At 52.7% G+C, this 25,434-nt stretch carries 27 protein-coding genes; 6 read left to right on the forward strand and 21 right to left on the reverse strand.

The window, feature by feature from the left end; genetic code table 11:
- The 12 genes from AC1W8Y_RS13645 to AC1W8Y_RS13700 form a co-directional block, all read right to left on the reverse strand.
- Positions 1-168: ATP-binding protein (locus AC1W8Y_RS13645; RefSeq protein ID WP_482015073.1), on the reverse strand; the 168-nt coding region annotated here is incomplete at its 3' end.
- A gap of 621 nt (positions 169-789) precedes the next feature.
- A complete protein-coding gene (locus AC1W8Y_RS13650) occupies positions 790-2,442 on the reverse strand; it encodes a hypothetical protein (RefSeq protein WP_482015042.1) in 1,653 nt (550 codons plus the stop codon).
- A gap of 107 nt (positions 2,443-2,549) precedes the next feature.
- A complete protein-coding gene (lipA, locus tag AC1W8Y_RS13655; protein ID WP_482015043.1) occupies positions 2,550-3,557 on the reverse strand; it encodes a lipoyl synthase in 1,008 nt (335 codons plus the stop codon).
- 89 nt (positions 3,558-3,646) lie between these two features.
- A complete protein-coding gene (gene lipB / locus AC1W8Y_RS13660; protein ID WP_482015044.1) occupies positions 3,647-4,267 on the reverse strand; it encodes a lipoyl(octanoyl) transferase LipB in 621 nt (206 codons plus the stop codon).
- A complete protein-coding gene (locus AC1W8Y_RS13665; RefSeq protein WP_482015045.1) occupies positions 4,267-4,572 on the reverse strand; it encodes a DUF493 family protein in 306 nt (101 codons plus the stop codon). Before AC1W8Y_RS13665 ends, lipB begins: the two co-directional genes overlap by 1 nt.
- Entirely contained in the window at positions 4,569-5,453 is an 885-nt protein-coding gene (locus AC1W8Y_RS13670) for a D-amino acid aminotransferase (RefSeq protein ID WP_482015046.1), read from the reverse strand. The genes AC1W8Y_RS13665 and AC1W8Y_RS13670 overlap by 4 nt, the downstream gene beginning before the upstream one ends.
- A gap of 73 nt (positions 5,454-5,526) precedes the next feature.
- Entirely contained in the window at positions 5,527-6,798 is a 1,272-nt protein-coding gene (locus AC1W8Y_RS13675) for a D-alanyl-D-alanine carboxypeptidase family protein (protein WP_482015074.1), read from the reverse strand.
- A 25-nt stretch (positions 6,799-6,823) separates the two neighbouring features.
- A complete protein-coding gene (locus tag AC1W8Y_RS13680) occupies positions 6,824-7,471 on the reverse strand; it encodes an alpha/beta hydrolase (protein WP_482015047.1) in 648 nt (215 codons plus the stop codon).
- Positions 7,472-7,475: 4 nt separating this feature from the next.
- Positions 7,476-8,093 carry an ABC-type transport auxiliary lipoprotein family protein gene (locus tag AC1W8Y_RS13685; RefSeq protein WP_482015048.1) on the reverse strand — a complete coding sequence of 206 codons (618 nt, stop codon included), beginning with the start codon at positions 8,091-8,093 and terminating at the stop codon, positions 7,476-7,478.
- A 17-nt stretch (positions 8,094-8,110) separates the two neighbouring features.
- Positions 8,111-9,046, reverse strand: coding sequence for an MlaD family protein (locus tag AC1W8Y_RS13690; protein ID WP_482015049.1), 936 nt, complete (start codon positions 9,044-9,046; stop codon positions 8,111-8,113).
- A complete protein-coding gene (locus tag AC1W8Y_RS13695; protein WP_482015050.1) occupies positions 9,033-9,872 on the reverse strand; it encodes an ABC transporter ATP-binding protein in 840 nt (279 codons plus the stop codon). Before AC1W8Y_RS13695 ends, AC1W8Y_RS13690 begins: the two co-directional genes overlap by 14 nt.
- Positions 9,873-9,874: 2 nt before the next feature.
- Positions 9,875-11,002 (reverse strand): MlaE family ABC transporter permease, encoded by a 1,128-nt coding sequence (locus AC1W8Y_RS13700; protein ID WP_482015075.1) that lies wholly within the window; start codon positions 11,000-11,002, stop codon positions 9,875-9,877.
- A 147-nt stretch (positions 11,003-11,149) separates the two neighbouring features.
- Between AC1W8Y_RS13700 and AC1W8Y_RS13705 the strand changes: the two genes are divergently transcribed.
- From AC1W8Y_RS13705 to AC1W8Y_RS13715, 3 genes are read left to right on the forward strand one after another with little or no spacing between them, the layout of a single operon-like run.
- Complete coding sequence (locus tag AC1W8Y_RS13705) at positions 11,150-12,121, forward strand: biotin--[acetyl-CoA-carboxylase] ligase (RefSeq protein ID WP_482015051.1); 972 nt, start codon at positions 11,150-11,152, stop codon at positions 12,119-12,121.
- Positions 12,118-12,891, forward strand: a complete 774-nt coding sequence (locus AC1W8Y_RS13710) for a type III pantothenate kinase (protein WP_482015052.1) — start codon at positions 12,118-12,120, stop codon at positions 12,889-12,891. The genes AC1W8Y_RS13705 and AC1W8Y_RS13710 overlap by 4 nt, the downstream gene beginning before the upstream one ends.
- 30 nt (positions 12,892-12,921) lie before the next feature.
- On the forward strand, positions 12,922-13,095 hold the full coding sequence (locus tag AC1W8Y_RS13715) for a hypothetical protein (protein WP_482015053.1): 174 nt from the start codon (positions 12,922-12,924) through the stop codon (positions 13,093-13,095).
- Here the strand turns inward: AC1W8Y_RS13715 and AC1W8Y_RS13720 are convergent.
- The 6 genes from AC1W8Y_RS13720 to AC1W8Y_RS13745 form a co-directional block, all read right to left on the reverse strand.
- Positions 13,064-14,419, reverse strand: coding sequence for a 3-deoxy-D-manno-octulosonic acid transferase (locus AC1W8Y_RS13720; protein ID WP_482015076.1), 1,356 nt, complete (start codon positions 14,417-14,419; stop codon positions 13,064-13,066). The genes AC1W8Y_RS13715 and AC1W8Y_RS13720 overlap by 32 nt on opposite strands.
- Positions 14,420-14,428: 9 nt before the next feature.
- Positions 14,429-15,394 (reverse strand): lipopolysaccharide heptosyltransferase I, encoded by a 966-nt coding sequence (gene waaC, locus AC1W8Y_RS13725; RefSeq protein ID WP_482015054.1) that lies wholly within the window; start codon positions 15,392-15,394, stop codon positions 14,429-14,431.
- 5 nt (positions 15,395-15,399) lie between these two features.
- Complete coding sequence (gene rfbD / locus AC1W8Y_RS13730) at positions 15,400-16,359, reverse strand: dTDP-4-dehydrorhamnose reductase (protein ID WP_482015055.1); 960 nt, start codon at positions 16,357-16,359, stop codon at positions 15,400-15,402.
- Between the two features lie 59 nt (positions 16,360-16,418).
- Positions 16,419-17,234 carry an enoyl-CoA hydratase gene (locus AC1W8Y_RS13735; RefSeq protein ID WP_482015056.1) on the reverse strand — a complete coding sequence of 272 codons (816 nt, stop codon included), beginning with the start codon at positions 17,232-17,234 and terminating at the stop codon, positions 16,419-16,421.
- Positions 17,234-18,064 (reverse strand): FadR/GntR family transcriptional regulator, encoded by an 831-nt coding sequence (locus AC1W8Y_RS13740; RefSeq protein WP_482015057.1) that lies wholly within the window; start codon positions 18,062-18,064, stop codon positions 17,234-17,236. Before AC1W8Y_RS13740 ends, AC1W8Y_RS13735 begins: the two co-directional genes overlap by 1 nt.
- Before the next feature lie 202 nt (positions 18,065-18,266).
- The gene (locus tag AC1W8Y_RS13745) at positions 18,267-19,046 is read right to left on the reverse strand and encodes an IclR family transcriptional regulator (RefSeq protein ID WP_482015058.1); all 780 of its coding nucleotides are present in this window, start codon (positions 19,044-19,046) and stop codon (positions 18,267-18,269) included.
- Positions 19,047-19,313: 267 nt separating this feature from the next.
- On the opposite strand from AC1W8Y_RS13745, the gene rfbB reads away from it, so the two are divergent.
- A complete protein-coding gene (gene rfbB / locus AC1W8Y_RS13750; RefSeq protein ID WP_482015059.1) occupies positions 19,314-20,369 on the forward strand; it encodes a dTDP-glucose 4,6-dehydratase in 1,056 nt (351 codons plus the stop codon).
- 44 nt (positions 20,370-20,413) lie between these two features.
- Here the strand turns inward: rfbB and AC1W8Y_RS13755 are convergent, their stop codons facing one another.
- On the reverse strand, positions 20,414-20,758 hold the full coding sequence (locus AC1W8Y_RS13755) for a hypothetical protein (protein WP_482015060.1): 345 nt from the start codon (positions 20,756-20,758) through the stop codon (positions 20,414-20,416).
- 168 nt (positions 20,759-20,926) lie between these two features.
- On the opposite strand from AC1W8Y_RS13755, the gene AC1W8Y_RS13760 reads away from it, so the two are divergent.
- Both AC1W8Y_RS13760 and AC1W8Y_RS13765 read left to right on the forward strand, forming a co-directional pair.
- Entirely contained in the window at positions 20,927-21,331 is a 405-nt protein-coding gene (locus AC1W8Y_RS13760) for a nuclear transport factor 2 family protein (RefSeq protein ID WP_482015061.1), read from the forward strand.
- Between the two features lie 62 nt (positions 21,332-21,393).
- Positions 21,394-22,794 (forward strand): NAD(P)/FAD-dependent oxidoreductase, encoded by a 1,401-nt coding sequence (locus AC1W8Y_RS13765; protein WP_482015062.1) that lies wholly within the window; start codon positions 21,394-21,396, stop codon positions 22,792-22,794.
- Here AC1W8Y_RS13765 and AC1W8Y_RS13770 read toward each other — a convergent pair.
- Together AC1W8Y_RS13770 and AC1W8Y_RS13775 are read right to left on the reverse strand one after the other, a co-directional pair.
- Entirely contained in the window at positions 22,791-23,765 is a 975-nt protein-coding gene (locus AC1W8Y_RS13770) for a CobW family GTP-binding protein (RefSeq protein ID WP_482015063.1), read from the reverse strand. The two genes, AC1W8Y_RS13765 and AC1W8Y_RS13770, sit on opposite strands and share 4 nt — an antisense overlap.
- Positions 23,766-23,769: 4 nt before the next feature.
- Positions 23,770-25,419: an amidohydrolase gene (locus tag AC1W8Y_RS13775; RefSeq protein ID WP_482015077.1), complete on the reverse strand. Its 1,650-nt coding sequence runs from the start codon at positions 25,417-25,419 to the stop codon at positions 23,770-23,772.
- Positions 25,420-25,434: the final 15 nt, after the last annotated feature.

Genomic DNA, 25,434 nt, shown 5'->3' on the forward strand with positions numbered 1-25,434 from the left:
CATGACTTCTTTGCGATCGATCCCTCGCCCAGCTCGGGTATCCAGATCTTCAATCGCAGCCTGCGGATAGCGTAGGTGAGCATTCTTGAGTAGGCGGACAAGTTTTTTATCATTACGCCAGTTGATCTCGCGATCAACCAGCAGTGCGACCCGTTCCTCAAAGCTCATGCCACCCAATGCGCCCACAGGAGCCTCTAAAAACTATCAAAAGTCGCTGCGAATGACACCAATTTTGCCGGTGCTATTGCCCATTGTCGAGTGGCCGCTTAGCAAGATTTCATTGGCTATTTGGATATTGTTCGTCACACACGGATGAATGACATTGCAACTCCAGTCAATCAGAAAGGAGATTGCTCACGCAAGCCAATCACACCGTAACGACGAGGAACATCCCTTGAAATAAAGGAAAACTGCTTGGTCAGAAAAAAACCACTCAAGCTCAAAGAAGTAGGGGCCATCCGGGTGCGCTTGCAGCTCAAAGAGTTCCGAAACTCCAGAGAACGGTTGCCAGTTCAAAAAACTGCGACTTTGCCAGAGTTTCAGTAACCAATTGTTTTTATTGAACAATAGACTCCAGATTTGGATCGCCAACTACATCAGGGCGGCAAGATTTGAGATGAAGCTTGCATGACGCCTGATCAGATCAGATTAGATTCTTTCAGTATATAAACAAGGGAGAGGAAGTGCGATAACGTTGTCAGCATTGTCATCAAAAAAATAAATGCTTGACGTCCAATTTATTATCAACAACAGTCGGCTAGCAATAGCTCTCTAGTGAATTTACGAAAGTCAGTCGTAGCTTTTGGCAAACTCCTTCGTAGCCATACTCACAGATAACCCTGGGCTTGTATCATCGTTGTTGCTTTGTAGATAAAGTTTGCTAAAGCTGGGTTTGTCTTCAATGATGACCATCAGGCAATGATCTCTTTCATCCTTGAGCGATAAAACGCAAGCTCTGCGAAGCCTAATCCCGATCAGTGGATCTTCCACTAAGAGTTTGGGTTCAACCACCGCATCTTCGTTTTCGATCAATGGCACTGGGATCGACCAACCATCATCGTCACTTTCGGTTAGAAGGGTTATTTCAAGTCCCTCAATCAGTTTCAGTCCCTTCAAAATTTCACGGATAAATTCTGGCGGAAGCTTATCCGTCTGGCTTTTCCGCTTAACGTGCCTGGCCAGCTCAATAGGTCGAACTCGCTGGTATCCATCAGGTACTCCAAGCGCAGCAGAATCCAGTGCTTGTCCACCTGCATATAGTTTCTGACTCATCCATTGTTTAAGCGTTAGTTTTTTGGATTTCCAAATTGGTTTGCCTACAAGATCAGGGAATGTGACAGTGTCACTGAAATTCCGCGTTTTGGATTCCAGCTGCTTTGACCCGTCCGCCTCTTTGATACTTTGATTTGAAGAGTCTGGAGCTGAGCCTCGATAATCTGATTGCCCGGCATGCCCCAGTCGAGGCTGATCAAAAAATGGCTTCTTTTTTTCACCACTTATCTGATATTTGATCGACTTGAACGGAAAACGATGACTACAACTAGTCAGCTTGTAAACGAGAAAAGTTGCCCGCTTCGTCTCTCCAAATGACAACCACTTGCCCGACGCTCGAAGCTCTGTAGTTCCTTCAAACGGAAAATTTCCTTTGGGATAGATAGGCCTTTTTTCTTTCGCAGCATCCAACATAGACGTCCCCACACTGACTGCGGCTTGCCATGCAGATTCGGCTAAACACATACGCCCAATCGCAGCGGCGGAACTGCCTGATATCCCTTCTCCCAACTCGATGGAAAGGTGCCCGCTCTTTGGTTGGAACGTATTGTCTTGAAACAGCGCATTTTTTTGCATTGGTGGTACAAATAATTTAGTTAGCAAACTGCTCGATGAACCAAAATAAAAACGGATAAGCTCAATGCATGGCACGATCACTCGTCGTTCATCTTTAAGGGTCAGCATCCGGCAATACGACTGAGTCGCTTGCATGTGCCACGGGTGCTCAACCAGCGGAATTAGAAAGTCTGTTTCGTCTGGACTGAGTCCAGCCTTAACAAGATCTACAAACTCGCCGGATATTTTGATCCGGGAAAACGTCTCGCTTTCATAATCAGGGCTTAGATATAGTGATTGGTTATGCCAGATATCCCCGACCTTCAAAATAACCAGCGTACCCACTGAGACCCATCTACGAGTTTGATCTTTGACCAGTGCCGTACTTTGCGGAGAGAGCAGCACTGATGGGTCATCTTTGAATGAAAGATCGGTCACCTTTGAAAGATAAACCAAGACCGAGGGTTGCATTCTCCGAGAGCCACGATCGGGAAACGCTATTTCACCAAACCAATCGAGCCGCCAGTAATGTGAATCGTCAGGAAAAGCCGTAATGATGAAATTATTGGTATTACTGGCTTGCCTATATTCGAAAGTTCTTCTCTGGAAAGCCAAAGAAACCTCACGAGATCGTTGTAAACCTCATGAGTATATTTTAGTTTTTTGATATTTTTTTTATTATTAATATCGATATTTTATCATTAATATCGATACTTTATCATTTACAACGAGTCATTCACAGCAACACCCGCAGCGTGTGCCTGCTCATCCGCATGATATGAAGATCTAACCATCGCGCCGACGGCAGCATGCTGAAAACCCATGGCATACGCTTGTTTTTCAAACATCTTGAACGTATCTGGATGGACATAGCGAAGCACTGGCAAATGATGCTGAGAAGGCTGCAAATATTGGCCGATCGTCAGCATATCGACATCGTGCGCACGCATATCACGCATGACTTCGAGGATTTCATCATCGGTCTCACCCAAACCCAGCATCAGCCCGGATTTAGTCGGTGTATCGGGATGACGCGCCTTGAATTCTTTCAATAATTTCAGCGAGTGCGCGTAATCCGACCCAGGACGAGCTTGCTTGTACAACCGCGGCACGGTTTCGAGGTTGTGATTCATCACATCAGGCGGGCCACCATCGAGGATTTCGAGCGCACGATCAAGTCGGCCTCGAAAGTCGGGCACAAGCACTTCAATTCGCGTCAACGGCGAGCGCTCACGTACTTCACGGATGCACGCCACAAAATGAGCGGCACCGCCATCCCTCAGGTCATCTCTATCCACAGACGTGATCACCACATAATTCAATTTCAGCGCGGCAATCGTTTTCGCCAAATTGACCGGCTCATTGACATCCAGCGGGTCAGGCCGACCATGGCCTACATCACAAAATGGACAGCGACGCGTGCATTTGTCGCCCATGATCATAAAAGTAGCCGTGCCTTTGCCAAAACACTCGCCAATATTGGGGCATGACGCCTCTTCACAGACGGTGTGTAAATTGTGTTCACGCAAAATCTGTTTGATGCTGTTAAATCTCGACCCAGCGGGTGCCACTTTGACGCGAATCCAATCAGGCTTTTTCAGGCGCTCGGCAGCCACCACTTTAATAGGGATACGAGAAGTCTTGGCTTCTGACTTCTGTTTCTGTGTCGCGTCGTATGTGCTTGAAGCGATCGGTGAATGACCGGTGGATTCTGTCTGATCTATCGACATAGTATTAAAATGCCTTATGGCGCCCAACTTGAAACCCTAAGTAGAGCCGGATGTTCGCTCGACAGTAAAAATCTGGCGAGCTCAATGCCCTATTTTACTCGCAGCCCACAGTGCTGAGTGATTTGACCAGACAACACGCTGGCAACCTCATCCCACTCTGCCTTAACCCCACATGATGCCATGCTGATCGTCCGTAAGCCCTCATACCCACAAGGGTTGATGCCCAGAAAAGGGCCGAGATCCATGTTCACATTAAGCGCGACCCCGTGGTAGCTACAACCTTGCCGGATTTTCAATCCGAGTGCCGCAATCTTTGCCAACTCAATCGGAAACGGCACGTAAATACCTGGCGCCCCTGGCTTTCTGCACGCCTCTTGAATACCAAACTGTACAAGCGTGTCGATGACGGCCTGTTCAACTTGAGCGACCATCTCTTTGACAAAACGCTTTGACCGTCTCAAATCTGCCATGACATAGGCCACCACCTGACCCGGGCCGTGATACGTCACTTGACCACCTCGGTCAGTCTGAACAATCGGAATCTGTCCGGGTTGAAGAATGTGTTCTGGCTTACCCGCTTGCCCCAGCGTGTAGACAGGCAAATGCTCAACCAGCCAGATTTCATCGAATGTCGACTCATGACGCTGAGCGGTGAAGGCTTTCATGGCCTCCCATACCGTCACATAATCGACTGGACGGGACCAGTGCACTAGAGAACCACCGACACCATGTGATGGCTATGCACTGCTTTATAGAGCGCATCGAGTTGCTCTCGTGAGGTCGCTTTAACCGTGAACGTCAGACCAAGATAATTACCGCTTTTGCTTGGCCGCAGCTCAATCGTGACCGGATCAAAATCCGGATCGAATTGTTTGACGACCTCGGTCAGGGTACGTGCGAAGTCAGCGTGATGCTTCCCCATCACTTTGATGGGGAAGTCGCAGGGATAACTGATCAGCGACTCTTCAGGCGGTATATAACCCGGGACCTTGGGAATCATCGGGGGCTGCTTCATTTCAAGGCAGCGATCTGTTCGTCGTAGGCGGCACGCAACAAGCGATAAACAGCGCCAGGCTTGCCATCAGCGACAGGCTTGCCATCAAATTCGACGACGGGTAAAACCTCGCGAGTCGCTGAAGAGAGCAGGATTTCATCCGCTGACTCAACTTCGGCTTTGGTGATGGGTCGCAACTCGAAAGGGATACCAGCAGCTTTTGTGAGTTCTTCGAGTAGGCCATAGCGAATGCCCTCAAGCACCAGATTGTCTTTTGGCGCAGCGAGTAGCTTCCCGTTTTGTACCAACCAGATATTGGCAGAGCCACCTTCAGTCAGGAAACCATCTCTGAATTGCGCGACCTCATCGACGCCTGCATCGACGGCCGCTTGTTTCGCCAGACAATTGCCCAACAAAGAAACAGACTTGATGTCACAGTGCAACCACCGCATGTCTGGCATGCTGATCAGGCGCAAACCTTTCTCTCGCACAGCAGCGCCCGGGGGGGCCATGGGCGACACCATGCCAAACACTGTTGGTGTCACGTCAGGCACCGGAAACACGTGATCTCGCTTGGCCACGCCGCGCGTAATCTGCAGGTAAACCATACACATGGGATCGGGCGACTGCGCAATCAGCGTCTCGATCAATTCGACCCACTGCGCTCGCGTTTTAGGCGGTGTGATGCGCAACTTGGCCAAACTACGATCCAGGCGATCCAGATGCTGAGACATCCGAAAGGGCTTGTGGTGATAAACCGGCACGACTTCGTAAATGCCATCACCAAAAATAAACCCTCGATCCAGCACCGATACTTTTGCCTCGGACAAAGGGCCGAAGGCACCATTGAGGTAAACCGTTGGGTCACCCTTGATGCCTTGGATCAACATATTCTCAACCATACTCATCCCTTTATAACGCGATCAGTTGACGAAGCACTTCGCGGGTGCACAAAGCTTAGTCTGTTAGACAAAATCAATAAAACCACAACTTAACGGCGTCAACCATACGACCAAAAAAACCAGCTCGCGGGACAGCGGTCAAGACTTCAAGTGATTGTGTGCGCAGCACTTTTCCGTCGAGCATTAACGTTAAGTTACCCACTTTTTGCCCTTCTTCAAGGGGGGCCAGCAACGGATCGGGGCGTGTCGCCAGCGGTTTGATATCGCCAATCTTCCCTTTGGGTACGGTGACGACAATGGGCTCAAGACTGCCCAGCTTGGTCGCCTCTGCTTCACCCTTCCAGACGCGGGCTTCAACCACAGGCTGGCTCTTACCAAATACTTTCACCGTATCAAAGTTCTGGAAAGACCAGTTCAGCAGCTTCAAGCTCTCTTCGGTGCGTGCCGTGTTTGTCTCGGCGCCTAACAATACCGTCAACACCCGGCGCTCGCCACGCAGGGCGGTCGCGACTAAGCAAAAGCCCGCCGCATTGGTAAAGCCCGTTTTCATGCCATCCACGGTCGGATCAGTCCATAGCAGACGATTACGGTTGGTCTGCTTGATTTTGTTGTAGACGAACTCTTTCATTGAGTAGTACTTGAAGTACTCTGGATGATCAATAATCAACGCTCTTGCAAGAATCGCCAGATCTCTCGCGGTCGTCACATGAGAGGGATCGGGTAATCCATCGGGATTGGTGAAGTTTGAACTCAACATCCCCAGCCGCTTGGCTTCTTTGTTCATCGACTCTGCAAACGAAGCAACACTACCCCCAGTCGCCTCGGCAAGCGCAACAGCGGCATCATTGCCTGATTGAATAATCAGACCTTTCAGCAATTCGTCGACGGTGACGGGTTTGCGAGGTTCAATAAACATGCGTGACCCGTTAGTCTTCCAGGCCAGCTGAGAAACCGGTACATCTTGTTCGAGGGTCAGCCGCTTTTCTTTTAAGGCGTTAAAAACGAGATACGCCGTCATGATCTTGGTCAACGAGGCAGGCTCGACCTTTTGATCAGGATTGGACATCGCAATGACTTGCCCTGTCACCACATCCACGGATACCCAGGCACGCGCGGCAAGGGTCGGCACGGGAATGGCAGACAGCTCGCTCACCGCGGCTACAGCTCGAGCAGGCTCTGCTGCCACAGGTGCCGCCGCGTGACTCGCCGTTAGTCCGAAAGGGATAAATACCGCGCAGACAGCGAGTGCAGCCCACAGGGCAACCGTCGCGGCTATTGGCTTACTTGGGGCACGCACAACCAATGAGTTAAACGAATTGGGGGCTAACGACTGGTTGGTTCTCATCATGCGCATCCTGACTAAAGTGTCATTATAGGCAAGCCTTGATTCGATTCAGCACAATTTGCCTGAGCATCAGTAATTTGCCATGAAAAAAATGTCCTGCCTCAGGGATGACGACAACGGGAATGACCGTCGTACGAGCCCAATCCATGACCTCGGACAAAGGCACAACGTCATCATCCTCGCCATGAATCACCAACGCATCTTCGGGGGCCGTCGAATCAGCATGCCGAAACCGTAGCGCGGCAGAACCCGTCAAGATCACCAGGTCGGGTAGATTCTTGTTCGCAGCGAGCCATTTAGCATAAAGCTGCAAGCCAATTGAAGTGCCAAACGAGAAGCCACCCAATATCCACTTCCCCCTCACCACTTCAGGATAGCGCACGCGAAATTGCTCGACCAGTGCCGCCATATCGAGCAGTTCACCCATCCCGTGATCGAATTCACCTGCTGACGTGCCAATCCCTCTGAAATTTGGCCTGACAGCGAGCAAACCCATTTGCACGCAGGCTCGAGAGATGGTTGTCACCACTTTGTTGTCACGTGTCCCCCCCTGAGAAGGGTTGGGATGCAGCACCAGGGCCCAGCCAACCGGTGTGTCGTCGGGCCAGTCGAGCGCGCAGTCGATGAGGCCGGCCAGGCCATCAAAGGTCGTGATTTCAGTATGAGCAGGCATTGAATTAAGGCTTCAGTTGATCAGACGCCCATTTTGCCACTTGTTCGGTGGCTTGGTCGGTTGCTAAGCGCAGCGCATCTGCGCCACCCAAAGCATCTTGCGTCGCAGCAGGCACCTGTACGTCGATCAATTTCTGATCAAGCACCTTGCCCTCTTTGACTAAAACCGCTTGCAAGGTCACATCACCATAACTTGTCAAACCGTCTGGTGCAAAAAATTGCTCAAACCGCTGCAAGTTCAAACGAATCTGTGGCAAATCGCCCCCTACGTTCTGCGGCAATACCGCCCCCTGCAGAGCCAGACGTTCGATCAGCCGTTGGTTCACCAACTTGGCTGGCGGTGCGGCCCATTTAAATGTCGAGTAAGCCTGTGGTTGACCCGTGTACCCGATTCGCCAGATAACCGCTGTATCTGTCAATAGCGCGGATGCCGTGGCTTCTGGCACCACAACCGGTAAATTTCTCGGCAAAGCCATCTTATTCATCAAGCCGGGGCCTGTACCAAGATCAAGCTGGCGCGGTGCCTGACCAAGTTTGCCTGCGGTGCAAGCGCACAAAAACATCGTCAACAGGCAACTCAAACCCATACAAATCGGACGTAAATACTGTTTGATCGATATCACGTTTGTTATTCCTTTTCTCAATGCGACACACTACCAAACCCGGCAAACCCAGGTTCACCCGGACCAGGCATGGCAGGTGGCGATCCAAACAACAGTGATTGCGGGGATTGACCGAGTTGGCGAGTCGTCGCCGCAAAACTGCGCGCTGCGTCACTGACGCTGACTGAGAGCACGGCTAAGTCTGGCAAAGTCGAGCTTTGGACTTGCGCCAGCCCCTGACGAAGCGATTGCAAACTGCGAGCAGCCTCGTGCAAAGGGCCATTAGGCGCGTTAACCAAATTCATCGACTGCTGCGCACTGGTTGTTAATGCCCCGATCCGGTCAGCGGTCGTGGTGATCGAATCAATCAAATTGGGCAAGCGTTTGAGACTAGGATCAAGGGCTCGCAAGGTATCGTTGAGTTTGCCGGTCGCAGCAGCCGTGTTTTGCATGGTTTTCTGAAACGCGACTGCGGTCTCTGAATTCGTGAATTTTTCAAGCTGACTCAAGACTCGCTCAGCCGAGGCTATCATGCCACCGCCCTGAGATTGAAGCCTTTCCCAAAAACTGGGTCGCATCGGTATTGTCTGCACATCCTTGGCCGACGAGGTCAACAATGTCGGCAAATCACCGTTGTCACGCAGCTCGATGTGTGAGACGCCTGTTACGCCCGAGGTCACCAACTCTGCCCACGTCCCTAGGGTGATCGGCGCTCGTGGATCGACGGCAATGTTGATCCGCACTTGTCCTGGCTTTTCAGGGATAAAGCGCATCGCATCCACTCGCCCAACAGGCACCCCTTGGTATCGCACCTCGGACTTAGCAGAAAGGCCCGTCACTGGCGCTGTTGAAACAATTTCATAGGGCATGAGTGGTATGTTTTTCTTGCTAATCCAGATAGCGGCGGCAATCCCACCAATAATGAGGATTAGTGCAAACAAGCCCGCCATGAGCGCGTGGCTACGATTTTCCATTTGTACGTTCCTTGCCGTCCAAGTTTCCTAGCGTGCGTTCACCGCGTTCACTATGAAAGAATGCTTTGATAAAAGGATGATCCGTGTTCATGACATCCTCAAGACTACCCTGCACCAACACTTTCTTTTCAGCTAATACGGCGACTCGGGTCGATAAGTCGCGGATTGTGTCCAAATCATGTGTGACCATGATGACCGTAAAACCAAGTTGCCGATGCAAGGTTTTAATGAGTTTGACGAACTCATCTGAGCGTTGAGGGTCTAGCCCGGCAGTCGGCTCATCCAGAAATAACAACTCGGGATCTAAGGCTAACGCGCGTGCCAGCGCAACCCGTTTGACCATGCCGCCAGATAAATCAGAAGGCATCAGCATGGCGTCACGCTCTTTTAACCCCATCCAGCTCAACCGCATCATCACGACATCACGAATTAAGTCCTCTGGCAGATGATGCAGTTCGCGCAAAGGTAGCGCAACGTTATCAAAAACGGATAACGCCGAAAATAAGGCACCAGCCTGAAAAAGCATCCCCCACCGATGTGTAAGTAAAACACGCTTGTCGCCCTGATACTCATGGATCGGTTGGCCAAAGACTTTAACGACCCCTGCGTTCGGGGTCGCGAGCCCGAGAATTTGACGCAAGAGCGTCGTCTTGCCCGAGCCAGACCCACCCACCAAGGCAAGAATTTCACCCTTAAACACTTGAAGATTGAGATGCTCATGCACGACATGCTTACCAAAAGCTGTCGTCAGATTTTCGCAATCGATGACAGGCGCGATGACGGCGCTGGCCGGATTGGAAGTCTTGATAGGCTGCGAGGTAACCATGGTCACAGTTTCAATTCATTGATAATGATGGCATACAGGGCATCGATCAAAATCACCCCAGTAATTGACGTGACCACCGAGGTGGTCGTCCCGCGCCCTAAACTCTCAGTGTTAGGTTCTATTTGCAAACCAAAGTGACAGGCAACTAACGCGATCCAAATGCCGAAGGTCACGCCTTTCAAGTTACCTATCCAGAAATTTGTGATGCCGATGGCGTCAGGCAATCTTTGTAGAGACCAGTTCGTTGACAGGCCTAGCTCGAAGTTTGCCGCCAGAACGCCCCCCAACAACGCCAGCGTATCGGTCCAAATAATCAGTAGCGGCATCGTGATTGCCAAAGCCACCACGCGAGGCAGAATCAATCGCTGACTTTGAGAGATCCCCATCACATCCATGGCATCTAGCTCTTGCGTGACGCGCATCACACCAATCTGTGCCGTAATCGCTGAGCCCGAACGGCCCGCCACAATGATGGCGGCCAGCACCGGCCCTAACTCTCTGACAATCGAAACGCCAAGCAACTTGATGACATATTGACCTGCTCCAAACGCATTAAGTTGTTGCGCGGACAAATACGACAACACAATCCCGATCAAAAATCCGACCAACGCGGTGATGGCAACCGCCTGCGTCCCCGTGCGAAACACTTGGGCGGATATTTCTCGCCACGGACCGTACCGGGGCTTCAATAATAATGACCAAAGATTTAAGACAAGGTTACCCAACAAGACCAGTAGCTCTCGACCATTTTCGAAGGCCACAAAAAAAGCAGCGCCGATCTCGCGTACCCAATCCAACCAGTCCATCCGGGGGCTGGGGGGTGGGGCAACAATTGGGTTAGCGGCCAACACGGCAAACAGCCCTTTTTGATCGTCATTCGCCGTGAGCTGCTTGGGCAGCTGCTGGCCCCAACCTTCCCAAATTAATTGGGCACCAACAGCATCCAACAGGCCCACTTTAGATAAATCCCAGGCCGGCGACGCCTTCGCCTTGACCAAAGCACGCTGACGCGTCACCACTTCTTTTCGCTTCGCCAATGCTTGTACATTCCAGTCGCCAGATAAATGACAAGTGTCGCCCCTTAGGGCAACCGGCGACACTGGTTTCGAACGAGTGGATAAAACTGGCATGTAGTCCCGGTGATAGAAATGACGCACGTCTGACTGAGTCAACAATGTTGGCACAGCAAACATAATACCGTCTGATCATCAGGCACACCACGGTCAATTTCCTGTCAATCGCCCTGCAAACGATATTTGCGACCTAAAATCCGAGTTATGTCACCGCGATTTCCACCTCCGCGCGCCTTTGAAATGGCGCTAAAAAGCCGTCTGAAGTGCTTTGGCGATATTCAATGGGTTCAAGAAACAGGGTCGACCAACACCGATCTGGTCAAACAAGTGAAAGCTCAACCCGCTTTGGCCATGATGGGTTTGAATCAACCCTTGGCGACGCTACGTGGTGCTCATCAACAAACGAACGGCCGTGGTCGTGCTGGTCGAGCCTGGGTCGCCGCCGAGGGTGAGTCGTTGCTGTTTTCCTGCGCTTTCGAGATCAAGCGCTCGATCGCCGATCTCGGTGGTCTATCGCCAGCCATTGGGGTGGCAACCTGTGAGGCGCTGCGTGCGCTCTTGAGTGCCCTCTTGCTGGATAAGCACCGCAGTTCGACAGAAGGGCCCGTAGCCGAGACCACCAAGCTTTCGCGCCTTACCCTGAAATGGCCGAACGACATCCAGTGCGGTGAGGCCAAGCTGGCGGGGATTTTGATTGAAAGCGCAGCGACTCCTCCCACGGTCATTTCACCGCCAACGCCCGATCCTGCGACGAAGACCGATTTAAAGACCGACTCGACCAGTGTCGTCATTGGTATCGGGCTCAATTTGTACAACGGCGCAGGCCTGTCGGCGCACCTAGACCGCGAGGTGACAGACTGGGCGACAATCAGTGGGGTACAGTGCGATCCTGTGTTACTGGTTGCCAAGATTGCTCAAGCTTGGTTTGATGCGGTACAGATTTTTTCAGCCGCTGGCTTTACCCCTTTTCGAGCCCGTTTTGATACAGTGGATGCGCTGGCCGGTCAGACTGTGAATACGTACGACCAGGGCCGCTTATTAATCACAGGGATTGCCCAAGGGGTTGATACGCAGGGCCAGTTACTTGTAAAAACTGAGGCAGGCACGACCCCGGTTTTTGTAGGGGATGTATCGGTGAGACGTCAACCCTCTTTTAGCAGCAACCATAACCAATGATTATTTTGCTTGATGTCGGTAATAGTCGCGTGAAACTGGGCTGGCAACATCCGTCCATGGGGCGCGAACCAACGGTGCACGCCATTAGCCTGCAACCGCTCGATGCATTAACAGGTGCTTTAGCCAAATGGCTCGATCGGTTGCCGGTGCAACCGACGTCTGCCATGGGCGTCAATGTCGCTGGCAACGTGGTGGCGCAAGCGCTGGGTAAAGCGCTAGAGATGGTTGGATGCAAGGTGCAATGGATTCTCCCGGGCCCCCGCGCCTTGGAGGTGCACAACGGTTACACCCCACCCACTCAGCTGGGTTCGGATCGGTGGGCTGCTTTACTCGGCTTAGCGGGGCATTTTCCGACGGCTCATCCGCCGTTGATCCTTGCGACCTTCGGCACAGCGACCACCATCGACACTTTGTCGCCGGACAATATTTTTCAAGGCGGCTTGATTTTGCCGGGGCCTGCCTTGATGCGTCAATCGCTTGCACAAGGTACAGCCAACTTGCCCCTTGCAGATGGGGCAAGCAATGACTATCCAAAACATACCCTTCAGGCGATCGCGACCGGTGTCGTTGCTGCTCAGGCAGGGGCTGTCCTTCGGCAGTGCCAGATCGCCCGTAAACATTTTGGTGTCGACCCATTGTTGTGCGTGAGTGGCGGCGGATGGCTGGAAGTGGAAGTGGAGGTGCAACGCATGATGCCCGACCTGAAACCAACGTTTCTGATTAATCCCGTCCTCGACGGGGTTGCCCGCCTGGCCACTCAGCCGAGTTGACGCTTGATTAGCCGAGACTTAAGATACCTGATGCGAATCATTTTAGTTTTTTTTCTGTTACTCAATCTTGGTGTCTTTGCGCTTGGGCAGGGCGTGTTCGGCCCGCCTCCAGCAGAAAAAGGGCGTTCGGATAAAACAGCACCCGGCGCTGAACTCAACAGCGAAGCGGTAGTTATTGCCCCCGGGCGCTTTCAAACTCGATAATTTGTTCAAGCGTTCTCTTGGTAGCACCCCTATGCTGGGCTACCCAGAGCTTTGCCTTCTGACGGCGTTGTTGCAAACCTGCTGGGTCGCCTAACCATTCAAACGCTTGTATCAAGGCGAGCGAGGCTGCAGATTGTGCGGTTTTTTCAACCGATTTAGCATCTTCGCTATGCCCGTGAATCTGCACGGCAACCCCTTGGTGCACCGCATCCACAACCGCCTGTTTGAAGTTGTACGTATGCGGCCCCACAATGACGGGGGTTCCCACAGCACAGGGTTCAATGAGATTTTGACCACCCAGGGGGGCAAAGCTGCCCGCAACAATCGCAATGTCGCTGGCGGCATAAAAGAAGGGCATCTCGCCCACCGTATCACCGAGAATCACCTGTGCGCCTGCGATATGCGCCGCTGAAGGGCTGTCGCGACGAACGACAGACCAGCGGGCATAACGTATCCCCGCCTCGTCTAAGTGCGCCGCTGCATCGTCGAATCGTTGAGGGTGACGAGGGATCAAAAAGAATAGTGCACGGGTGTGCTCAGTCATCAAGCGTTTCAAGGCTTGCGCAAAGACCACATCTTCGCCCTCTCGCGTACTTGCAATGGCGATCACAGGCCGGCCCAGTGCCTTGTGCCAGTCGTGACCCGTTTCGATGGCAACCTCAGGCAGTTCAATATCAAACTTGATATTGCCGAGGACTTCAATATTTCGGACACCCACCTCAAACAAGCGTGCCGCATCCTCGGCGGTTTGCGCAAGCACCAAATCCAGACTGGCGTAGGCATCTCGCATCAATGATCCCAGAAAACGATCAATCTGATGAACGTGCTTGCGTGCCTCTGGCCCAAATCGAGCATTGACCATCACCATCGGTATCGCGTTTGCCTTTGCTTGCGCAATCAAATTGGGCCAAACTTCTCGTTCGATCAACAACCCTAGCCGAGGGCGATAATGCTCAAAAAAATCACTCGTCGCACGGGCAAAATCATAAGGTAACCATTGCTGAAGCAACTGTCCTGCGGCGATTTCCTCAGCAAATAGCCGCGCACCTTCGGCGCGACCTGTGACAGTCATGTGCGTCAGCAACACACGATTGCCTCGTTCGAGCAATGCTCGTATCAATGACGATGCGGCTCGTGTCTCACCGAGACTGACTGCGTGCACCCAAACGGGCGCAACCCCATCCCAAGGTTGCGCATAATGGCCAAATCGCTCTGCACTGAGAATGCCCCAATCACCGCCTGCACGGCGAGCACGAACATACATCCAAATCCAGAGAAAAGGAGCGGCAATAAATAATAAAAAAGAGTAAAGAGAAAGCACCATCATTCAATACTAGCCGAGTAACTGTGACAAAGCGTCGAGCACCTCTTGGCGTTTGGGCGCCCGGCCCCGATCGCCCAAACTGGCCGTAAACGCATCCCCAACCAAGGGCGTGCGAATAGGCGTCGATGCTTTATAAATGCCGATGGTCGGTCGGCCTAAAGCTGCCGACAAATGTGTCAAACCGCTGTCGAGCCCAACCATGCAAGTTGACCCCGCCAGACATTGGGCGACATCACGCAGCCCCATTTTGGGCAAAACCAAGGCGCTACTGTAACTCGCAATCAAATCCTGAGCGCGACGGGTCTCTGCCTCATTACCGGCCAGAACTTTGAGAGACAATCCCGCTGCCAATAATCGTTCAAAAACGGCGTGCCAATCGTCAACGGGCCACAGTTTGTCCTCTCGACTGGCCGAGGGCATGATGACGGCATAGGGTGCGTCTTGGGCGCGGTTGCTGCCACCTTGGCGCTCGAACTGCTGCAAGCCGAAGTCTGGTTTGCCCTCGTACACGTAGCCAAAGGTAGCTGCTGCTAACAAACGTTGACGCGTCACGGCTGGCTGCCAGAATTTGACTTGATGCCTGACATCGTAAAAGAGTGAGGCCATCGGCTCACGTGCTGACCTGAAATCCAACCCATGCCGACGGCCGGTGGTCATCCGAACCAACCAAATTGATTTCATCAACGCTTGCATATCGAGAACGATATCGTAGTGGCGAGCGTGTAATTTCTCTTTGAGCACTTGTCTTTCTTGTCTCACCTGTTTTGACCACCACGCCTTACGCCAGCGACGATGAGAGACAGCGATCACCTCGTGCACGGCGGGGTGCCAACTCGGGATCTCGGCAAAGGCCTCTTCTGCTAACCAGTCAATTTGTGCATCAGGCACGTGGGCGGCAATATCCGAGATCGCTGGCAACATATGTACCAAATCACCTAGCGACGAAGTACGAACAATCAAAATCTTGGTAGCCATCAGCGCTAACTCTTGTGTTTTAGCTGCGTTGAACTGGGTTGAGCTGATCCCAACACCTGTGTCAGCACCGAATCCACCCCTTGTCGCCAGTCGGGTAGCACAACCTTAAAACGTTGTCGAAGCTTATGCGTCTGAAGTTGAGAGTTACGGGGCCGCTTCGCTGCCACGGGATAGTCTTTGGTGCTAATCGGTAGGATAGTTTGCTGAGTAATCCTCATCGGCAGACCAGCTGCTGCTGCAAACCCGATGACGTATTGGGCATATGCGTGCCATGTCACCACCCCGTCGGCCGTTAAGTGATAGGTACCCCAGCGGGGGTCGTCTGCGGGTTGTTCGTGCATGCTGCTCAACACGTAGGCGGTGGTCTGTGCAATCAGCACCGCGGCCGTCGGCGCGCCCCATTGATCGTCGACCACGGTTAGTTGGGCTTGTGTTTGCGCCAGACGAAGCATGGTTTTCAAAAAGTTGTTGCCGTGTTGACCCACCACCCAACTCGTCCTGAAGATCAGATGCCTTTGACAGGTCTGCTCGATCGCTAACTCGCCCAGACGTTTGGTTGTCCCGTAAACCGACTGAGGGTTGGCACTATCCGTTTCTGCATAACGGTGAGACAACGGCTCGTCACCGTCAAACACATAATCAGTTGAATAATGAATGAAGCAAGCACCGCTCTCGTTGGCCGCTTTCGCCAGATAACGAACGGCCTCGGTATTGATTAAGTGCGCGAGTTCAGGCTCGGATTCGGCCTTATCCACAGCTGTATAAGCCGCCGCATTAACAATCACATCGGGATGGTGGATCGCAACCAGCGACTGGATGTTTGCTTGGACATGAGACGCGTCGGCGAAATCGAGTTCTGCTCGCGTTAAGGCGATAACATCACCCACCGAGGGCAATGTCAGCGCCAGCTCGTGGCCGAGTTGTCCGTTTGCGCCAATCAAGAGGATGCGTGGTTTTAGCTTCATGAGAGTGTGGGATCGTACCGCATCCGACAATGAACTAAAACCGCACAGGCAAAGCCAGCTTACTTACCTCTAAAAACAGGGCTGCGCTTTTCGGCGAAAGCGCGTTTACCCTCTTGATAGTCTTCGCTTGCAAAACAGGCCAGCACCATTTTGTTGATTTTTTCGGCGTCGACTTGAGGGGCGATTTTTTGAAACTCGCGAATCGCTGCCTTCGCCGTTTGCAGCGTTAACGGTGCATTCGCCGCCACCTTGGCTAAATAGGCATCCACCGTCTCATCCAGTTCGCCAGGTGCCGCCATGTACTGGATGAGCTTCATCTCCAGTGCTTGCTCAGCGGTAAAACGCGAGGCGGACAACATGATATTGATTGCAGTCGGACCGCCCACGGTGTTGATCAAATTACGGATCGCCGTCAATCGATACCCAAGACCGAGTTTGCCCGCTGGGATGGCAAATGAACTATCAGGCGACGCAATGCGGACATCGCAGCACAGAGAGATATTCAAACCGCCACCAATGCAATATCCCTGAATACGGGCAATGGTGGGCTTGATGAAGTCATAAATTGCCGCTTGTGCGGCCTCACCAACTCGCTCGTATTCGGCAACGGCATCTGCGGCGGTGCGCAGCTTTTCGAACTGAGAGATATTGGCGCCACTGACAAAGGCTTTTTCACCCGCACCCGTCAAGACAACGGCACGGATATCACCATCAGCCGCAAAGGCTGACAGCGCGATGGGAATGCCCACCCACATGTCGTAAGACACTGCATTGTGCCGACCAGGATCGTTGAACGTTATCCAACCGATAGGCCCTCGTTTTTCGACGATCAGGTTTTCGGTGATTTCCTTGTCCAACAGTCTGATTGATTGCATTAAAGCGCTCCAAATAGTGTGCGGTATCGTGAAATACCGTTTTCGAGGTGCGTGCGCATAATCTGGCGCGCCGCGACGGCATCACGACGAACGATAGCATCGACGATCTGATGATGCTCATCTTCAATTTCGTGCACTCGGTTTGTGCCGACGTTGCCGAACCGCGTGGTACGTACGGCATTGTGGATCACCGCGCTTAAATGACCCATGATACGCACGACGTATGGGTTGTTCGAGGCTTGCGCGACCGCTAGATGAAAATCCAAGGCGGCCTGCGCAGCGACTTCCCAATCATCCGAGGTTTCATCGGCGCGTTTTAGCGCTTGCTGAAGTTTTTCGAGTTGCTTGCTGGTGCGATTGGTCGCGGCAAGGGCGGCAGCGCCTGACTCGATTTCAACACGCAGCTGGTAGACATGAATCAACTGCGACATGTCGAGCAAATCATCGTGCGACACATCGAAGGGGCGAAGCGCCAAGTCAGCGCAGACGAAAGTGCCTACCCCGTGTCGCGTTTCAACCAGCCCCATCAGCTTTAGGCGAGCAATGGCTTCGCGGATCACGTTGCGGCTGACGCTGAACTGCGCGCCCAGCTCTTGCTCGGTTGGCAGGCGTTGACCAGCGGCTAGACTCTCATTGAGGATGCGCGATCTCAGTTGCTCGGCAATTTCATCTGGCAGATTTTCGGGCCTTGCCACGCTGTCGAAGGCGGTCACTGGCTTGGTTTGCACCGCAGAGAATGCGGCTTTAGATTGAGTGCTTCGACGGCCCACTGGCGCCTCGCGTCGAGAGGTGTAGACAGTAGACGTAATCGACCCTTTTGTGCTGTACATGTGACTGCTTCTCCTTCAGTTCTCAAGTAATTACCCACATCTCACCGCTCTCGCTTGTTTTTACTTATATTTATCAGTATGCGAGAAACAATTAAGATGTTGGACATCTTACAAGAAAACATCAGGTTCACTCAAGCCTTATAACCTTATGACTTTAAGGGAAAAACAACACTGTTTGGCAGAAATAACACCACTGTTACTTTCAACCGAGCGCACGAGCCGGTAATGCCGCGAGCCCGACATTAGCGCAAATCCGGTCCGTGATGTCTTGGGCTGCGGCTTTTACTTGCGGAGCGTACCCTTTGAATTTATCGGGTTGCACCAAATGCACCGAAGCCGCCAACGCAATACTGCCCAAGACCTCACCCTCTTGATTAAACACAGGCGCGGCAATTGAAACGATGCCAGCGTTGTAATCGCCTTGAGTCATGCTGAAGCCCTGCTGTCGGATGACTTTCAGGCTGGCTTTGAAGGCATCCCAATCGCGGCCCAACCCCACCGACGCAATCGCCTCGTGATGGCGTGCATACAAGATACGTAACTGATGCAAGGGCAAGTAGGCGAGAATCGCCTTGGCGGTCGCGCCGGCGACCAATGGGCGGCGCTGACCTCGTGTGAATAGATTCGCAGGGAAGTCGCGCCCGCGCGTCTGTTGAACACACATGATTGAATCGCTATACAAAATGCATAGCAAGGCGCTGTGGCCCGTATCGTAGGTTAACCGTAGGCCAATTGGCGATCCGGCCACATAGACCGGATCGCTCTCGCGGGTTACCCGATCAAGCTCCATGATGCGCGGGCCCAGCACATAAGAGCCGTTAGCGACGCGCGCCAGATAGCCTGACGTATGCAACACCTTAAGATATCGATAGCAAGTGGATGGCGGCGCGCCCAAGCGCTGAATCAGGTCTTCTGTCGACCAAACAGGGCGATCAGTCGTGAATGCATCCAGCAATCCCAACATCTTTTCAAGGCTACTCATGCATGATTTTTCCCGTTAGATCCTTGGTAAAACAATCAGAAATTTGATAAACAATTCTCAGATATTGAGATGTATTTATATAAATTGACGACGACCCCAGCAAAAATCATACTGTGTTCTGGTTCACACTGGAAGCGGCATCGTCTGTTTAGCCGATGCTCGAACGATATCGGGTTTTCAGTCCGTTAAACTAAGTGACCCAGAAGTCTTTCTTGACAGTCCCTTGCCAATTCAGTCTTTTTTATCAAAGGCATTCTCAAAGTCACCATGATTCTAGTTACCGGTTGTGCGGGTTTTATCGGCAGCAATTTTGTTCACACTTGGCTTGCCAATCATGATGAACCTCTCGTTAATCTTGATAAATTGACCTACGCTGGAAATCTTGAAAATTTGGCAGCATTCAAAGACGACCCCCGGCACGTCTTTGTTCGCGGTGACATCGGCGACAAGGCATTGTTGGGGCAACTGTTGACAACTTATCAACCACGTGCGGTGATCAATTTTGCCGCCGAATCCCATGTTGACCGATCCATTCATGGACCTGGCGACTTTATTGACACCAATGTGACGGGTACCTTTAACCTGCTCGAGTCGGTACGCGCGTTCTGGTCAGCACTCGGCGCCCCAGAAAAGCAAGCATTCCGGTTTTTGCACGTATCGACAGACGAGGTCTACGGTACGCTCACCGCTGAAGAGGCACCTTTCACTGAAACGCATCCGTTCGCGCCGAATAGTCCCTACGCTGCAAGCAAAGCGTCGTCAGATCATTTAGTGCGTGCTTGGCACCACACCTACGGCTTGCCCGTGCTGACGACCAATTGCAGTAATAACTACGGGCCTTTTCACTTTCCAGAGAAGCTGATCCCTCTCATGATTTCGAACGCCCTGGCCGATAAGCCATTACCCATCTACGGGGATGGGCAACAAGTGCGTGATTGGTTGTTTGTTGTCGATCACTGTCTTGCCATTGAACGCGTGCTTGAAGCCGGACACGTCGGAGAAACCTACAACGTGGGTGGCTGGAACGAAATGACCAATATCGAGGTTGTCAAAACCATCTGCGCGCGACTCGATCAGTTGAGACCCCGTGCAGACGGCCTGTCGTACGCCAAGCAAATCACGTTTATCAAAGACCGTCCCGGTCACGATCGTCGCTACGCCATCGACGCCCGAAAGATCGAACGACTGCTTGGCTGGAAACCCAAAGAAACATTCGACTCCGGTATTCAAAAGACGGTGCAGTGGTATCTTGATCATCCCCAATGGGTGGCTCACGTCACCAGCGGCGAATACCGGATGTGGGTCGATAAGCAATACGGTTGACGCCGAACGACACCATGAAGCAAGCTCGCTCAGCTACGATCAATTCACGCTGTTCTGGTCGAAGACCCATAGTCACTGAACCCGAACACGTGCAAAGCGCCTGATAACAGCGCATAAATAAGGCCCATGGTAGCCAGTGAGCCGAGGGCCAACAAAAAGGCTTGCCTTTCGTGGCGAGGGTTGACGCGAATCAGAACGAATCGCCCCCCCATTGCCGTGGCAGCCACGCTATACAACCAACAAGCAGCATTGAGCACCGTTGGATTAAGCACTGAAAAGCCCAGCATAAATAGCGCTGTGCCTACCATGAAAGCTGGCAACCCGACGATATAGCCGAGTGCTTTAAACACCGCGATTCCATCAATATCCCAACCGTCTGAATCTGGCATGGCGGTGACTCAATCTCTATTTGTTTCTCGTCGATCAACTATAACCGTTGTGATGATTGACGCCTGCGCTGGCATTGACACGATAGGCGCTGAATGGTTTGATAGAGAACTGACTAAACAAAACGCTAGCACCTAGCATCTAGCACCCAACACGGACTCTGGATAAAAATGACCGCAACTGCCACCATTGCGCGCGACCACGCCCTTCTGAAAGCGTTCGGAGAAGCTTTTAACGCCCACGACGCTGCTGCCCTCGTGTCGATGATGACCGACGATTGCGTCTTTCGCACCGCGATGGGGCCAGAGGCGCATGGCAACGCCATTGTCGGACAAGCCGCCGTGAAAGCGGCCTTTGAAGCCACCTTCAGTGCCTTTCCCGATGCAAAATGGGTGCCCAGATCACCTGATCAAGTCGTTGGCAATCGAGGCTTCTCTGAATGGACTTTTATTGCCACCCGCGCAGCAGATGGTGCAAAATTTGAGATGGATGGGGTCGATCTTTTTATCCTACGAGACGGAAAAATTGCCGTCAAAGATGCTTACCGCAAAGACCGTCCGCCGACGCTAGCGTAACGGTCTGATCATCAAACCCACCTCACGAGCCGTCACACCCCCCATCAAACCAAGGTCCTCGCGTGTCGCCTAACCCATACAACCCTCAACACGACCCCCTTGTCACCCCGGACGCGGGACACAACCAGCATTACTCGCCCAGTTACTGGGTGGCCAGCGCAGGGGTTCCTCCCGAAGATGATGGCCCGGTCAGGTCGGATATGGAAGTCGATGTGGTCATCGTTGGCTCTGGCGCCACCGGGATGGCTACAGCCTATTACCTCGCGCAAGACCACGGGATTGCTGCTACCGTGCTCGAAGCCAATCAAACCGCCTGGGGTTGCTCAAGTCGCAGTGGCGGTCAAGGCCAAAACGCCTCAGGCCGATTATCCAGACGACAGTGGATTGAACGCTGGGGCTTGGATACGGCGAAGCAGCTTGACGCTGAAATCCGTACCGGCTTTGAAAACTTCAAACAACTGACACGTGAAATCGAGTGTGATGCGTTCGACGGTGGTCATCTCTACATCGCACACCGTCCTCATAAAGTCGATTACCTGAAAATTGAACACGATGTTCGTAACAAAATTTTTGGTTACAACACACGCCTGTTATCCCCGGAAGCCTTGCGAGAGGCATACTGCGATGATCGCGATGCCCATGGCGCCTTACTCGAGCAAGAAGGTGTCGGTATCCATCCACTTAAATTCACCTTCGGTCTGATGCGCCAGGCTCGCGAGCTTGGCGTCAAAGTACATCCAGGCAGCCCCGTGCAGGGATGGCAAACGATCAACGGCATTCATCATCTGCAAACGCCGGGCGGGATTGTCAAAGCAAAGCGCGTCTTGCTATGCACCGGTGGCTACACGGGGCAGCACCTAAACCCCTTGGTCAAAAACAAGATCCTACCGATCTTATCTAACTCAGTGGTGACCCGCCCGTTGACGCCCGCTGAAATTGAGGCAACTCGGTTCAAATCACATACTTTTTTAACGGATACTCGCACCCTCCGGTTTTACTATCGCTTGCTCAAAGACAATCGCTTGCAATTGGGTAGTAGAAGTTCTATTACAGGCGCAGATGCAGAGCACCCCGTGCATCTCAAACTATTGACCGATGCGATTGCACGCAAATTCCCACCGCTGGCGGGGATACCCATCGAGCATTCTTGGTGGGGATGGGTTGATGTCAGCCACGATATGATGCCGCGAATTGTGCAACCCGATCCCAAGCAAACCATCTGGCATTCTATTGGATATGGCGGCAATGGGGTGTCGTTTTCTACCTGGGCTGGCAAGCGCTTGGCACAACGTGCCGTCGGTGCCGACAAAGATAAGGCTGTGTTTGATCTGCCCATTTACAACTCACCGCTTGAATACCCCAATATCTTGGGCAAAGTTCGCTCAGAACTTTTTGCGCCGTTTCGGCGTCTCGGGCAGCGTGCGCTCTACAAATGGTATTGGCTACGGGACGAAAAGATCTAATACCAAAGATGCGTTTGCAGCGCCGTCTTGTTGGTGTCGGTTAAGACATCCAAACCGATTAAGACAAGCAAAGACCGATCAACCGGCGGCGGCCCAATATGCTCGATCCACGTATCGCGCCCGCAAACACGATGCCACTCGATCCATGAAACCGAAGCAGACGGATTCGCTGGTGATTGCCTCAAGATCGCCTTGCCGCGAATCAGCTGGACAGGCACCGCCGACAAACACGCCTCAAAACTGGCTCGCGTCCAAACCCTGTCTGAGCAGAAGCTGAGTGTTTGCCACTGAGGATGTCCACTGCTGGTTAAGTCGTCTCCCCAGCGCGGAACGGACGGCAATTTTCTGGATACCTCATGACAAGCACTGAGCAAGACGTCTGTGGGGATGTCGGCCTCGGTGCAACAGATGACTTGGGTATGGGCCGTCTCCTTGACGAGCCGACGACGAATCGTTTGTGTATGGGCCTCAATCTGCGCCTGGTCACCAGGCACAAGATCAATTTGGTTGAGCAACAACAAATCAGCGTGTCGACATTGCCGCAGCAACGTATCGTCATAGCGCGGATTGTCGAGCAGCTCAAGCACCGTACTGGCATCAACAACAACGACGACGCCGTCGAGTCGATAGCCAGCGTTCAGTAAGCCGATCTGGGCGATTTTCCAGGGATCAGAGACACCACTGGCTTCAATCACCACATGGTCGAACTCTGACGCCCGTGCCTCAAGTTGGATCAAGGCACCATTCAAATCGTCGCCAATCGAACAGCACACACAACCATTGGTCAGTTCGATGGTGTCAGCCCCCGCCTGAGCAATGAGTCGGGCATCGATATTGAGCTTGCCAAAGTCATTGACGAGCACCGCAATGCGCCGCCCGCCTGCTTGTCGCAACAAACGTTGAATCAACGTCGTCTTACCTGCCCCCAGAAAGCCGCCAACGATCGTTAACGGCAAACGTACCGTATCCACTTGCTTATTCGTGCCCAGCTTGAAACACTTTGCCACCCAGCACGGTACCCCACACCCTGACATCTTTCAGTTTCATGGGGTCAGTCGTCAGGGGATCGTCTTCAAGCACGGCAAAGTCGGCTCTTTTACCCACTTCAATGCTGCCGATCTCGTGATCCGCCTTTAATGTCCACGCAGCCCCCATGGTGATGGCGTGCAGGGCCTCTGCAACAGAGATTCGATGGGAAGCGCCCAATACTCGGCCTGATGGCGTCATGCGGTTCACCGCGCACCAAGCGGTGAACAATGGCCCCAGCGGGGTGACGGGTGCATCAGAATGGATTGCCAGCGCCACGCCACAATCGAGTGCTGCGCGGGCGTCGTTCATGCGATTGGCACGATCCGGTCCCATCGTCATCTCATAATGCTGATCACCCCAGTACCAGAGATGGTTCGAGAATACGTTGACGCAAATCCCAAGCTGCGCCATTTTGCGAAACATCGCTGCATCAATCATCTGCGCATGTTGCAGGGTATGGCGATGATCTGGCCGAGGACTTCGTGTCAGCACCCCCTCAATCGCCTCAATGGCGGCTTCGCTGGCTTGATCTGCGTTGGTATGCGTGTGCACCTGCAAACCCGCTCGGTGATAGACCTCGAAATCCTCTTCATACTGCTTGGGGTCCATCACCCAAATCCCGTTCGGCGCGCCATTGAAATAGCCCGGCCAGCGCATACGGGCAGAGAAGCCTTGAATCGATCCATCCAGCATCAATTTAACGATACCGAATTTCAATTTCTCTGTATTGCGTTTCATCAAACTCAGGATTCGCTCTGTTGATTTTGCCGCTGCTGCTGCCCCGTGAAATGCTCTGAACGCTGGGTAAAGTCTTACCCGATAATCATCCCGAGACGTTGCGTTTGCGAGTAACTCGTAACTACTGTCGCTGTAGTCGTTGACGAGATCGGTTGCTGTGGTCACCCCCTGCATGCAAGCGATCGACGAGAAATTCAACATCCCTTGCGCGTCCATGGGCGACAACAAGCCAGCATTGCCCACCTGACGGATGACCAGGTGCATCGCCGTGGGTTCTTGTAATTCACCTGTGGGATCGCCGTTGGTATCCTTGACGACCCCTTCCACCTCAGTGGCAGCCGTAATATTGGCCAGTGTGAGCATGGTCGAATTGACATTCATCAGGTGACCGTTGGCGTGAGTAATCACGATGGGCCGCGCGATGCTGCGCAAATGACTCACATCCATTCGCTCGCCACCAAAATAGATGGGATCAAACCCCCACGCTAACAGCGGTTTATCTGCCGCTAAGCCTTGTGCCGACATTTCAGCATCCACCTGAGCGAGACGCTCAACCACGGCCCGCATCGACTTCAATCCCGTCCACACATGCCCCGCAGGATCACGACGATCAAACCAGCCAAGGTAAGTCCAAGACCACATTCCACCCTCTTTTAAGTGGCAATGCCCTTCAATCAAGCCTGGCATGATGATTTTGTCTTTGAAGCGCTCATCAATCGTTGCAGGCCCCCAGCGCAACAGATCTTCAACAGACCCGACCCCCAAGATGCGACCGTCGCGAACCGCAACGGCCGCTGCCTCGGGTTGTCTCGGGTTCATGGTGAGCAGGCGTCGGGCAGGATAGATGGTGGTATTCATGGCATCCTCAAGCAA

The sequence above is a fragment of the Jezberella sp. genome (assembly GCF_964834465.1).